The organism is Mucilaginibacter pineti (genome assembly GCF_900101875.1).
In the GTDB taxonomy this organism is placed as follows: domain Bacteria; phylum Bacteroidota; class Bacteroidia; order Sphingobacteriales; family Sphingobacteriaceae; genus Mucilaginibacter; species Mucilaginibacter pineti.
The window spans coordinates 21,184-33,630 of the sequence record NZ_FNAI01000016.1; the positions used below are offsets into that span (position 1 = coordinate 21,184).

The window sequence follows — 12,447 nt, forward strand, 5'->3', positions numbered from 1 at the left end:
GCGGAGCGAAGGATCTATTGAAGACTGTGCAAATCGAAAATGCATATCGCAAAATAGATTCTCGCTACGCTCAGAATGACAAATTCTCTACCCTACCTTATCCCTACTCTACCTTATAAGTATAAACCTGATGGCCTAAATCACCCTCGGCATCAATTCCTTCAATTAAGATACGGTAAGTTCCTTTACCATCGGTATTAAAAAAGGAGAATGAAGCATTGCCATCCTTATCGGTTACAATGTTCGGGTGCCATGATACGGTAGACCGCAAATCCAACATCTGCGTGTTTGTTTTAGGATCATCATATTGAGGCGAGTAAAATTCACGCGCTTTATAGTACCCTTTAGGTGCATACGTAACAATACCAGGCGCATAACGATTATATACCGATCCTTCGCCGCCTCTTTTTGTAGTTATCACCAGCACCCCTCCATCTCCTCTGAAACCATACATGGCGGTATTGCCAATCGTACGCAAAACTTCAACGCTTGCCACATCAAACGTGCCCATGCTGTTCAGGTAATCTTTTTCCATTTCTATACCATCTAACATTATTGTCATTGGTTTATTTGGGCTGCGGTTTGAATACGGGACCCCGTTTCTGAATATTACACCGCTTACCCGTATTTGCAGGGCCAACGCTAAATTGCCTGAACCCATTTCAAGATCTTTATAGGTAATCACCTGATCGGCATTGCCGGGCCCATTTAAATTACTGGAGTGTGTCAGAACTTGTTTTTTGTCTTTAATTACCACCTCTTTAAGCACGATGGTATGGTTGCCGATACCATATTTAACATCTTCGTTAAAACGCTGCTTGCTGTTTTGCAAATACTTCGATTTTACATCGCTGATGTTTACCTCAACATCGGCTGCATTTTTATTTTTGCCCGAGGCTTGCGGCGCTATATTATCAAGCGTAATATCTACATTTTTACGATCCTTAGCCGTGCGGGCCTGAATTACAAATTTCATACTATCCCTAAAAACCAGGTTTTTGAATACAAACCGACCCTTATCGTCAGATGCTGTATCCAACATAAAAAAGCCGCCACTTGTGGTAAGCAGGGTTATTTTGGCATTAGGTACGGGTTTGCCGCCAAAGGTTTTTATATAACCTGATACTTCCAACGTTTTTTCGGGTTGATAAACTATCGGTTCAAAAGCGTTGGCCAATAACTTTTTCCATTCAAAACGACGATATCCCTGTGTTAACAGCAATACATCCAAATCGGCATTGGTTTTGGCGTTTATGTTGTTAAAGTAATATCCTGGTTTTTCAATGTATCCTTTCAAATCGGACGTAAGAAGGACATTGGAAAATATACTTTCCTCATTACCTTCATCAACCAGAACTTTCGACAGATCAATAACCGATGCAGAAAAACTACCTATTGCAGGTTTGGCATCTGAATCTTTAGCATTAAGGCTGATGGTTACCTTTTGGCGGGGGGCAGATGTTTTTTTATCTGCATTAACAGAAAGTTTAAGGTCATTAACCGGGTTTCTGATAAATATTAAACGCTCGTTCAGCGGCTCGCCAGCCGCAGAAAACAGGGTAAGCTGCACAATACCCGATGGAAACTTACTTTTGGGAATAACATTGGTAAAAGTTTTACCGCCATCGGCGCTGTTGGCTGCATAATAAATTTCGCCGGCACTTTGTGCAACCAGGGTTAGTCCACCTGTTGGCGTAGTACTGCCCGATATGGCAGCTCCGGGTATAACTTTAACAGCAATATCGTCGTCAAATGAATCATCAACACTTAAAACATAACCATTATCCGTTGCCTTGGGCAAAGCAAATTCGCCGGTAGAACCATCCGCATAAGTAATTTTTGCTTTGTATGATTTGCTTGCTTCGGGTTTTAAAGCAAAAACGCCCATACCAAGATGGGTACTGGAAAAGGTAGTTATCTCCTGGTTTTGGTCGTTAACAATAGTTCCTTTAACATCCGCACCCAAGCCATCGGCATTAACTGCTTTAAAAGCAATTTTTGACTCAGCTCCATTTAAAAGGTTACCGCTCTCGGGGAAAAACTGCACATCAACGTTGTTTGACAGCGCTTTTATAGGAATTACTTTGGAGAATGTCTTGTTATTTTCGAGTTTTATATTGGTAACTATATGCCCGGTGGCAGCTAAGCCGGCAGATGTAGTAAAACCTACATTAAAGTTACCGTTAGCATCTGTAGTCCCTCGCCCTTTCGAAACAATTTTACCGTTCAATTCAACATCATAAGTAACCTCGTTACCTGCATAGGCTACTCCGCTGGCAGTAGTGTAGGTTATGGCAGCATTTATTTTTTGCTTATCTTTTTGATTAATAAATGTGTAAGCGGTATTTGTAAAAACCACATTGTTTATACCTTTTGCAACCGTGATAGTTTTATCAAAAAAATAAGCTTCGCCTGCATTACGCATCCAGTTGGTGTAGGCCCGTATACGGTAGTTGCCTTCCTCCAGCGAGTCGGCAAGCGCGAAATCGCCGTAGGCAAGGCCACTGATCAGCGGGAGTTTGATACTGCGTTTTACAGAATCGTTTCCGTCTATCAAGTCTACATTCAGTATCTCACTATATGCCGAAAGTTGGTGTTTATTACCAATGGTTACGTAAGCTTTAAACCAAATATCGTCGCCAATGGCATAGCTGGATTTGTCAAGGTGAAGATAAACTTTTTCTATGGGTTGCTCAGCGCGCCATTTATAAAGCTGATCTACCAGTTTTGTAAGCAAATCATCGCCCGGACCAGTAAAACTTAACATGCCTGCAACAACAGTCATCAGCAATAAACCGGCGGATATTTTCTTGTACTTCATGGGGTTAAATAAAAATATTAAGCTACACAAAAAATAATATATAGCACCATAACAAGTGTGTTACTGTTAGTACGTTTGATTAATGAAGGGGTAAATAACGAAGAAGCAAAACCGCAGGATATCGATTTCAAGAATTGGATAGGTTTTATAAGGCATACAGGTAAAATTAATTACCCGGTTAGACGAGTAATCAACAAATTGGTTTAACGCCAATTAAAATAATTTAAAGGCTGCAACTACTCACCCAATCAACTATTCAACTTGTTTGCGCTACCACTTATTCTTCCACATCATGCTTTCAACAGGGCGGGTGGTGGGGTTATTGTATTTGGCGTTACTTTTAGTGTTATACAGGGTTTCAATCTCGCCTTCTACCACAAAATAAATCAACTGCCCTATGGGCATACCCGGGTAAATGCGTACAGGTTGGGCGCAGGATATTTCCAATGTCCAGGTATTGCAAAAACCAACGTCACCCTTGCCAGCGGTGGCATGTATATCAATACCTAACCTGCCGGTGCTTGATTTACCTTCAAGAAAAGGTACATGGCAGTGCGTTTCGGTATACTCAACGGTTACACCCAAATAAAGGGTATTGGGCTGCAACACAAAACCATCTTTAGGGATCTCAAAACCGTCAATTTCGTTATGTACCTTAGCATCAAGTACCCTGTTGCGGTAAGTTGCCAGGTATTTACCTAAATGTACATCGTACGAGTTTGTGCCCAGGCATTCGCGTTGAAAGGGTTCAATAATAATATGTCCTTTTTCAATTTCTTCGAGAATACGCTTATCAGATAATATCATGGTAGGGCCTAAATTAAAAATTTGATTTGAAGATTTGGCAATTTGAAGATTTGAAAGTGAAAAAACACACATATTTGTTTCTGATATAAAATCTTTTCAACCTGTCCATTTTCAAATCTTCAAATTGCCAAATCTTCAAATTGATATAATTATAAATATTTGACATAAGTTTGCCACCGTTTTTGCAATTTTACTTTATATGGCTATAGCATACAGGCAGCGAATTGATGACGACACCGAATTTGCACTCTGGAAAATTGAAGAGGAGGCTAACGACCTGTACAACCAACTACAACTTAATGAGAATGAGAAGGCTTATGTTGAAAAACTAAGCAACGGCAAGCGCCACCTGCACTGGTTAGGAACCCGCGTATTGCTGCGTAAAATGCTGCGTACCGACGAATATATTGATTGCAAGGTTGATAACCATGGTAAGCCCTATCTTGTTAATTTACCTTACCACATTTCGCTTAGCCATTCGTTTGAGTATGCTGCCGTTATGATCAGTAAAACTCATAAAGTGGGGATAGATATTGAACAGATAAAACAAAAGGTAGAGCGCATTGCCAGTAAGTTTATGCGCCCCGAAGAACTTGCATTTATCAATAACCGGCAAAAAATTGAGCACTTGTATGTTTGCTGGTGCGCCAAAGAGGCCATTTACAAATGCAATGGCGAAAAAGAAGTATCCTTTGCCGATAACATTTTTTTATCGCCATTTAATTTTGAGCACCACGGTATATTAAATGCCAATCTGCATAAAAACGATGTAAATCTTAATTATACCGTAGGTTATCTGCAATACCAGGATTATATGATTGGTTATGTAAAGGGGGATATGTGATGAAAAATAAAAAAGTTTTTTTTGAAGACTGGGGATTGATCGATTATCAGCAAGCCTGGGACAAACAGGAAGAATTGTTCTCGGCCACTGTAAAAACCAAACTCGATAACCGCAACAGCGAATTAGCATATGCCGAAGCTGCCAAAAATTCGGTGGCTACAGATACCTATGCGCCTTTTGAACCTGCCGAAACTTTCAATTACCTTGTATTTTGTGAACACCCGCATGTTTACACATTAGGCAAAAGCGGAAAGGCCGAACATTTACTGCTGGATGAAGCCGGTTTAAAAGAGAAACAGGCCGTGTATTACCCCATTAATCGCGGCGGCGATATTACCTATCATGGCCCAGGACAAATTGTATCATACCCGATACTTGACCTGGATAACTTTTTTACCGATATCCACCTGTACCTGCGTACCCTTGAAGAAGCGATTATACTTACCCTTGCCGATTATGGTTTGCAGGCTGGCCGCTATCCTGGCTATACCGGTGTTTGGTTTGATGCCGATAATGATAACGCCCGTAAAATTTGCGCTATGGGCGTACGCTGCAGCCGTTGGGTAACCATGCACGGGCTGGCCTTTAATGTAAATACCAACCTCGATTATTTTAAAAATATAGTCCCCTGCGGTATTGACGATAAGGCTGTAACCTCCATGCAGCAAGAACTTGGCTATGAAGTTGATATAAATGAAGTTAAAAAAATCCTAAAGCATCATATTTCCGTATTGTTTGATATGGAGATGTTATGATGAAAACAATAATCTTATTTTTATTTTCGATAAGTACGTTAGCTGCATGTACAAAAAAAAGTGAACCCATGCCGGAAAATCCCTATACCCCACCGCCAGTTGTAACCGTACCTATAAGCGATACCTTAAGTTACCTTGCCCTTGGCGACTCGTATACTATAGGCCAGTCGGTTTCTGCAAAGGAGTCGTTCCCTTACCAGCTTACCACCCAGGTACCGGGAAAACTGATCACTACGCCTTATATTATCGCCGTAACGGGATGGACTACCGACAACCTAATATATGCTATTAACCAGGATACCAATGTAAAAGGCAAAACCTACGATATTGTAACCCTACTTATAGGCGTAAACGACCAATACCAGGGCATGACACAGGCTAACTACCGTATAAAATTCGTTCAGCTGTTAAACACGGCTATCCAGTTTGCGGGGGGCAATAAAAACCATGTTTTTGTTTTGTCGATCCCCGATTACGGTGTAACACCATTTGCAAATGGCAATGATTCAAAAATAGGCCCGGAGATAGATCAATTTAACACCATAAATCACGAGGAAACTGCCAAGGCAAATGTTAACTACGTTGACATCACGCCTATATCAAAACAGGCAGCCAATGACCTTTCACTTGTAGCAGGTGATGGCCTGCATCCATCAGCAAAAATGTACAAGCTGTGGGTAGATAAGCTTGCACCCGAAGTTTACCGGGAATTTAAAAAGTAGAGATTCATGTAGAGACGCATAATTGCGTCTCCCACTATATTGAGCAGCTAACGTACGATTTGCATGCGGGAGACGCAATTATGCGTCTCTACAATAAAAATATATTTTGTATTAACACTCCGGCAAACTTATCGGGATATTTATTGCTAATCCACCGTCCGAAGTTTCCTTGTATTTTGAGTTCATATCCAGTGCAGTTTGCCACATGGTTTTTACTACGGCATCAAGGCTTACCTTTGCTTTTTCGGGATTGCTTTGCAATGCTAATTGCGATGCGGTTATGGCTTTTATAGCACCCATTGTATTACGCTCTATACATGGGATCTGCACAAGGCCACCAATTGGGTCGCAGGTGAGGCCAAGGTGATGCTCCATTGCAATTTCGGCAGCCATTAACACCTGTCGTTGCGTACCACCCAAACATTCGGTTAATGCCGCCGCCGCCATAGCTGATGACACACCGATCTCGGCCTGACAGCCCCCCATTGCCGCAGATATGGTTGCACCTTTTTTAAATATACTCCCTATTTCAGACGCGGTAAATAAAAACTGGATGATCTTTTCATCGCTGTTTCCATCGCAAAAAGCAATATAGTATTGCAATACGGCTGGTATAACGCCGGCTGCACCGTTAGTAGGCGCAGTAACTACCCTGCCAAAAGAGGCGTTTTCCTCGTTTACAGCCAAAGCAAAACAGCTTACCCAATCCAGGATATTTTTAAATCCTTCGCCGGTTTCCCTGATGGCGGTAACCCACTCTTCATAGTTGGAGTAGCCGCGGTTACCGACTAATTTACTATTAAGCTTAAAAGCACGACGGGCAACATTTAAACCACCGGGTAACTGACCTGTGGTATGGCATCCGCGGTAGATACATTCTTTTATAGCCTTAAAAATATTTAATACTCCTTGTTTGGTTTCTTGTTCGCTGCGCCAGGCCAGTTCATTTTCCATTACAACCTCAGATATTCTGAGACCTGTTTTTATACACCAGTGCAGCAGATCGGCAGCAGTGTCTATCGGAAACGGAAGATCAACCTCATTCTTTGATTGCGATGAAGCACCCTCCTTTACCACAAAGCCACCGCCTATGGAATAATAAGTTTCTGACATGGCCTTCCCGTTGCTCAAAAATGCCTGGAAGGTTACAGCATTGGGATGAAAAGGCAAACTCTCGTTAAATAAAAACAGCAGATCATCTACAACAGAAAATTCAATAGCTGTAGTGCCGGCAAGTATAAGTTTATGCGAGTTAGTGATGTCGGCTATTTTGGGGGTGATCTGGTCGACCTCAAAAGTTACGGGATCATCGCCGCTAAGGCCTAAGAGAATGGCAATATCGGTACCATGCCCCCTACCCGTTTTTGCCAGCGAGCCATATAACAATATTTTTACCTGCTGAACCAGTGATAATGCGCCTTGCTGCTCAAGCGAAGCTACAAATTGCTGTGCCGCGCGCCAAGGGCCAAGCGTATGTGAACTTGATGGCCCTATGCCAATCTTGAACATATCAAATACCGAAATTTGTTCTCTCTGCATCAGTTCAAAATTATAAATAAAAACCATTACGGCCGATAATAATATGCTGCTTATTAAACTTTTCAAAGTAAAATTTATACTTTGGTTATCGTTTATGAACTGGCTGCAAAACCACCTGATCACCTGTCCTTTTAAATACCTTACCGGTGTTGACTGCCCGGGCTGTGGCTTTCAGCGATCTGTGTTGGCACTCCTGCAAGGTAATCTTCAAAAAAGTTTTGCTTTATACCCCCCAACAATTCCGGTACTCTTATTTCTTACTAACAGCATATTTAGTCAGTACCTTAAGCTGGACACACCCAAATTCCCACTAAAAACCGTTCTGCTGATCCTGACGGGCAGTGTGGTATTGGGCAACTATTGCTTTAAAATATGGATCCTTTACGCGCACTATAATGCATCGGCCGAGGCCACGATATGGGTGTAATCTTTAATAACCACCTCTAAAAAATACATATCATTCATTTGTGCAGGCAGGGAAATTTGCAGATGCTCTTTAATACGCTCGGCCATGTTATGTACTATTACGTAGTTGAGTGTTTTACGGTAATTGTGTAATACATCTGCAATAAGATAAATATCCTTATCAGTTAATTGAGCCACTTCTTTAAAAACCGGCACATATGAATCATCCGAAGGTATAAATACTAACTTGTTCATCTGTGTGCGCGCGTGCGTGCGCACCATGGCAGTACCCGCGGCTATATCACCTATGCGCTGACCATTATCGGTAACAATTGCAGATACCAGCGCACCCAGGTAGGCTGTTAAAGGAAAATCAACCAGCCTTAATGTCCATCGTAATAAATACTGACTAAGTGTAGGCCGGTTACCGTTAAGGCTTATCACCTTAATTTTCATGATGCGTTTACCCACACTTTGCCCGTTTAAAAGCATTTCGCAGGCAAGGTCATAAAAAGCAAATATGATCAGTACAATAATAAAATATATACTCACAACCTCTCTTAATGGACCACTCACGCTCAAAATACTGCCCACTATTGCAAGCGCAACAAATATGGCATAATCAATTGCCAGGGCAAGAATACGCTCACCTATGCCGGCAATTTCATAATCAATATCAATATTTTGGGCAGTAGTAACCTTTATAGTTTGCATCTTAACAAAGATATATTTGTTATTTAAAAATATGATTGCATATTAAAGTTTTGTGAGTATTTTAAACAAAAAAATAACCGTCTAAAAAAAATGCGCGAAGCCCTGTTTATTAAGCAAAGTACAAAAAAATGGAAGGAGTATGAGCATAACAAAACAAACGACCCAGATGAGCTTGCTTCGGCATTTATTGCTATAACTGATGATTTGGCTTACGCTAAAACATTTTATCCAAACTCAAACACAACAAAATATCTAAACGGACTTGCAGCCGGGTTCCATCAATCAATTTATAAAAACAAAAAAGAGAAAACCAATCGCATTGTAGGCTTTTGGCGGTACGAACTGCCGCTGATATTTTATACCTATCGTAAGCAGTTACTTTACTCGTTCGTATTTTTTATAATATTTACCATGATGGGCGTACTATCAGCAAAGTACGATACCAATTTTGTAAAACTGATAATGGGCGATGATTATGTAAACATGACCAACGCTAACATTGCCAAAGGCGACCCATTTGGCGTGTATAAGCAAGGCTCGTCTATACTAATGTTTATACAAATAGCTGCCAATAACGTTAAGGTGGCCATTATATTTTTTGTTTTGGGCATTTTATTTTCAGTAGGTTCGCTATATGTGAGTTTAAAAAACGGCATTATGATGGGTTCATTCCAATACTACTTTTTTAGTAAAGGTTTGGGCCTGCAATCTGTACTGGTAATATGGATTCATGGCACTTTAGAAATTTCATCATTTATTATTGCAGGCGCGGCAGGGTTGATCCTGGGCAACAGTTTACTTTTTCCTAAAACCTATACACGATTGATATCTGTACAAAAAGGTGCTAAAATTGGCTTAAAAATAACTATCGGCATCATTCCCATAATTTTAACAGCGGCCTTTTTTGAGAGTTTTGTAACCAGGCACACCGAAATGCCTGTTTGGCTAAGTACCGCCATCCTCACAGCTTCGTTACTATTTATGGTATGGTACGTTATCCTATACCCTCAATTATTAAACAAAAAACTAAACTATAATCCAATAAATTAAATGAAACAACAACTTGAACTAAGACGCATACGTGATTTTGGTGAAATTATAAATGATACGTTTACTTTTTTAAAGGAAAACTTTAAACCCCTGTTTAAGGCCCTGTTTATCGTTTGCGGTGTTTTTATACTTGCGGGAGGTGCAACTACAGCGCTTACCATGTTAGGTAAAATTGGCATAGGTAATGCAAAAATGAATCCAGGCACTTATGGCAATAAAACGCAGATTTATAGCTTTTTTATAATGGCAATGATAAATGCTGTTATACTGGCATTTGCGCAATTCAGCATATACCTGGTTACGCTTTGCTACATCTCTGTTTACCTGGAAAAAAAGGGCGGAACGCCAACTTTTGCTGAGATCTGGGGATATTATAAATACTACTTTTTACGTATTCTGGGGGGTGGTATATTAATTTTCCTGCTATTTATGTTTGGGCTTTTATTATGCGTTATCCCAGGCTTATACCTTATGCCGCCGCTTTACCTAATATTTCCCATTATTGTAATGGAAAACACATCTTTTGGTTATGGCTTTAACAAAAGTTTTTCGATTATAAAGGGTAACTGGTGGATGGTTTTTGGGTTGATAATTGTAATGGGTATAATTGTTAGTGTTTTAGGCGCTTTAGTAAGTGTACCATTACAGTTAATAACAACAGCTCAATCGTTTTTATCACTTAAAGGCTTAACTACGCCTGTTGTTATTGTCTTTAGCGTTTTGCAAAATGTTATAATGCTTACCTATACCCTGCCTGCAATAGCATTAACTATGTGCTACTTTAGCCTTTCGGAGCAAAAAGACGGCACAGGTATATTAAACCGGATTGACATGTTTGGAAAAAAACCGGATACCCAAACCGATCTGCCTTCCGAACAATACTAAGCCCATGTTAAAACAGCTCTTCGCTTTTCTGTTGGTTATATACTGCTTTCTTTTGTGCGATACCGCATTTGCTGCTGTAAAAAAAACACCTGCCAGGCTGCAAAAAGATAGTTCGACCGTGGTGGTAAAAGGCTTTAATGATAAGGCCCTTAATAAATACCATAGCAGCGAAAGCTTTAACTATGAAGGCCCTGGTTTATCAGAACCATCTGCCTGGGATAGGTTTTGGGCTTGGTTTTGGAATACACTTTTCAGAAAGGTAGGTGGCCCCGTAATTGGTAACATTTTAAAATATGGTTTTGTAGCGCTTGCAATAGGCTTGTTGGTATTTATTATATTTAAGCTTACCGGGATGGATGGCATGCGGTTATGGCAGGGGCAAGTACGTAAAGCAAACCTGGCATATACAGAATCGCTGGAGAACATTCATGAAATAGATTTTGATACCGAATTGGAGAAAGCAATAGCGCTGCACAATTACCGCCTTGCCGTACGCTTATTGTACTTAAAATGCCTTAAACAGCTTAATGATGAGGAACTGATACGCTGGCAAATTGATAAAACCAATTCGATTTATGTTTATGAGCTTAACGATCCCTCATTAAGGCAGGCTTTCTTATTGCTTACCCGCCAGTTTGAATATGTGTGGTACGGCGGTTTTACTGTTGATGGCGACGCATTTAAAAGTATTAACCAGTTGTTTCAAAACTTTAAAAAGCAACTGGCATGAAAGACCTGAAAATATATATCATAGCAATAACTGCGTTGCTTACACTTTACATAATTGCTAATTTAAATCAGCCCAAGCCTGTAAACTGGGCAGAAACCTATATTAACAACGACAAGATCCCTTACGGTACATTTATAGTTTATAACAGGTTGAAAGATTTGTTTCCCAACGCTGTTATATCTCCCCGGCGTCAGCCGGCATATAACGTACTCACCAATGATTCGGTTAAACTGGCCTCTTATATTATCATTTGCGGCAGTATTGATATTACAAAGGTGGATTACGAACAGCTTACAAAACACATAGCAAGAGGTAACGACGTATTTATAGCTGCAAACCGTTTTGGCAGCCTGATAGAGAAAAAACTACATGTAAGCACTAACATCAACTTCAGTGTAAAGGACGAAAATATTGCCGTTAAATTCGTTAATCCTACATTAGATACTACCAAAACCTATCTCGTTGATAGAGGCGCCGGCAATTATTATTTTAGTGAGCTTGATACTTTAAAGGCTACTGTGTTGGGCAGCAATGCCCATAATAAAGCTAATTATATTAAATATCGTTTTGGGAAAGGTAATTTATACCTCCTGACCAATCCTAAAATGTTCAGTAATTACAGCATGCTTAAGTCCCAAGGCGCCGCCTATGCCGCAACCGCACTGTCGTACTTAAAACCTGCGAAACAATTAATATGGGACGAGTATTATACGCGGGGAACTGGCGGTAATGAATCACCAATGCGGGTATTTTTGAGTAACCCACAGTTGAGCAGCGCTTATTATATAGCCCTGTTTGGCTTGCTTATTTTTGTGGTGTATGAAATAAAGCGCCGCCAGCGCATTATTCCTGTTTTGGAAATGCCAACAAACTCTACCCTCGATTTTGTAACCGTGGTTGGTCAGGTTTACTACGAAAAACGTAATAACAGTAACATCGCTCTTAAAAAGACAGCCTATTTTCTTGAGCACCTGCGCGACCACTATAAATTAAAAACAAGCAGGCTGGATGATGATTTTACACAACTGCTGGCAAAAAAAACCGGCATTGATCAACTACTGGCCAGCAATATAGTGAGTGCCTGCATAGTTGTAACAGCCCACGTACACATTACAGACCAGGAGCTGCTGAAACTTAATTATCTTATTGAACAATTTTATATACAATCCAGGTAA

At 40.4% G+C, this 12,447-nt stretch carries 12 protein-coding genes; 8 read left to right on the top strand and 4 right to left on the bottom strand.

Annotation, left to right across the window (positions count from 1 at the left end; translation table 11 throughout):
- Positions 1–103: 103 nt before the first annotated feature.
- Both BLS59_RS25585 and dcd read right to left on the bottom strand, forming a co-directional pair.
- Positions 104–2,821 (bottom strand): TonB-dependent receptor, encoded by a 2,718-nt coding sequence (locus tag BLS59_RS25585; RefSeq protein WP_091154565.1) that lies wholly within the window; start codon positions 2,819–2,821, stop codon positions 104–106.
- Between the two features lie 270 nt (positions 2,822–3,091).
- Positions 3,092–3,628, bottom strand: a complete 537-nt coding sequence (dcd, locus tag BLS59_RS25590) for a dCTP deaminase (RefSeq protein WP_091154882.1) — start codon at positions 3,626–3,628, stop codon at positions 3,092–3,094.
- A 199-nt stretch (positions 3,629–3,827) separates the two neighbouring features.
- Between dcd and BLS59_RS25595 the strand changes: the two genes are divergently transcribed.
- From BLS59_RS25595 to BLS59_RS25605, 3 genes are all read left to right on the top strand, one after another.
- A complete protein-coding gene (locus tag BLS59_RS25595; RefSeq protein ID WP_091154568.1) occupies positions 3,828–4,472 on the top strand; it encodes a 4'-phosphopantetheinyl transferase family protein in 645 nt (214 codons plus the stop codon).
- The gene (gene lipB / locus BLS59_RS25600) at positions 4,472–5,227 is read left to right on the top strand and encodes a lipoyl(octanoyl) transferase LipB (RefSeq protein ID WP_091154570.1); all 756 of its coding nucleotides are present in this window, start codon (positions 4,472–4,474) and stop codon (positions 5,225–5,227) included. Before BLS59_RS25595 ends, lipB begins: the two co-directional genes overlap by 1 nt.
- Positions 5,228–5,295: 68 nt before the next feature.
- A complete protein-coding gene (locus BLS59_RS25605) occupies positions 5,296–5,949 on the top strand; it encodes an SGNH/GDSL hydrolase family protein (RefSeq protein WP_240315341.1) in 654 nt (217 codons plus the stop codon).
- A 111-nt stretch (positions 5,950–6,060) separates the two neighbouring features.
- Here BLS59_RS25605 and BLS59_RS25610 read toward each other — a convergent pair whose 3' ends face one another.
- Complete coding sequence (locus tag BLS59_RS25610; protein ID WP_091154885.1) at positions 6,061–7,488, bottom strand: L-serine ammonia-lyase; 1,428 nt, start codon at positions 7,486–7,488, stop codon at positions 6,061–6,063.
- Between the two features lie 94 nt (positions 7,489–7,582).
- Between BLS59_RS25610 and BLS59_RS25615 the strand changes: the two genes are divergently transcribed.
- A complete protein-coding gene (locus BLS59_RS25615) occupies positions 7,583–7,915 on the top strand; it encodes a DUF2752 domain-containing protein (RefSeq protein ID WP_091154888.1) in 333 nt (110 codons plus the stop codon).
- On the opposite strand, the gene BLS59_RS25620 is transcribed toward BLS59_RS25615, so the two are convergent.
- Positions 7,879–8,607 carry an RDD family protein gene (locus tag BLS59_RS25620; protein WP_091154577.1) on the bottom strand — a complete coding sequence of 243 codons (729 nt, stop codon included), beginning with the start codon at positions 8,605–8,607 and terminating at the stop codon, positions 7,879–7,881. The two genes, BLS59_RS25615 and BLS59_RS25620, sit on opposite strands and share 37 nt — an antisense overlap.
- Positions 8,608–8,697: 90 nt before the next feature.
- Here BLS59_RS25620 and BLS59_RS25625 point away from each other — a divergent pair, with 90 nt between their 5' ends.
- The 4 genes from BLS59_RS25625 to BLS59_RS25640 are packed head-to-tail and all read left to right on the top strand — an operon-like array spanning position 8,698 to position 12,447.
- A complete protein-coding gene (locus BLS59_RS25625; protein WP_091154580.1) occupies positions 8,698–9,657 on the top strand; it encodes a stage II sporulation protein M in 960 nt (319 codons plus the stop codon).
- Complete coding sequence (locus tag BLS59_RS25630; RefSeq protein WP_091154584.1) at positions 9,658–10,542, top strand: DUF7847 domain-containing protein; 885 nt, start codon at positions 9,658–9,660, stop codon at positions 10,540–10,542.
- Positions 10,543–10,546: 4 nt separating this feature from the next.
- Complete coding sequence (locus tag BLS59_RS25635) at positions 10,547–11,272, top strand: DUF4129 domain-containing protein (RefSeq protein ID WP_091154587.1); 726 nt, start codon at positions 10,547–10,549, stop codon at positions 11,270–11,272.
- Positions 11,269–12,447, top strand: a complete 1,179-nt coding sequence (locus tag BLS59_RS25640) for a DUF4350 domain-containing protein (protein WP_091154590.1) — start codon at positions 11,269–11,271, stop codon at positions 12,445–12,447. The genes BLS59_RS25635 and BLS59_RS25640 overlap by 4 nt, the downstream gene beginning before the upstream one ends.

Bases quoted from the DNA above. Each gene is read 5' to 3' on its own strand.
- BLS59_RS25640 (WP_091154590.1), top strand. From the start codon at position 11,269: ATGAAAGACCTGAAAATATATATCATAGCAATAACTGCGTTGCTTACA.
- BLS59_RS25630 (WP_091154584.1), top strand. From the start codon at position 9,658: ATGAAACAACAACTTGAACTAAGACGCATACGTGATTTTGGTGAAATT.
- BLS59_RS25615 (WP_091154888.1), top strand. From the start codon at position 7,583: ATGAACTGGCTGCAAAACCACCTGATCACCTGTCCTTTTAAATACCTT.
- BLS59_RS25605 (WP_240315341.1), top strand. From the start codon at position 5,296: ATGCCGGAAAATCCCTATACCCCACCGCCAGTTGTAACCGTACCTATA.
- BLS59_RS25610 (WP_091154885.1), bottom strand. From the start codon at position 7,488: ATGCAGAGAGAACAAATTTCGGTATTTGATATGTTCAAGATTGGCATA.
- lipB (WP_091154570.1), top strand. From the start codon at position 4,472: ATGAAAAATAAAAAAGTTTTTTTTGAAGACTGGGGATTGATCGATTAT.
- BLS59_RS25620 (WP_091154577.1), bottom strand. From the start codon at position 8,607: ATGCAAACTATAAAGGTTACTACTGCCCAAAATATTGATATTGATTAT.
- BLS59_RS25635 (WP_091154587.1), top strand. From the start codon at position 10,547: ATGTTAAAACAGCTCTTCGCTTTTCTGTTGGTTATATACTGCTTTCTT.
- BLS59_RS25595 (WP_091154568.1), top strand. From the start codon at position 3,828: ATGGCTATAGCATACAGGCAGCGAATTGATGACGACACCGAATTTGCA.
- dcd (WP_091154882.1), bottom strand. From the start codon at position 3,628: ATGATATTATCTGATAAGCGTATTCTCGAAGAAATTGAAAAAGGACAT.
- BLS59_RS25625 (WP_091154580.1), top strand. From the start codon at position 8,698: ATGCGCGAAGCCCTGTTTATTAAGCAAAGTACAAAAAAATGGAAGGAG.
- BLS59_RS25585 (WP_091154565.1), bottom strand. From the start codon at position 2,821: ATGAAGTACAAGAAAATATCCGCCGGTTTATTGCTGATGACTGTTGTT.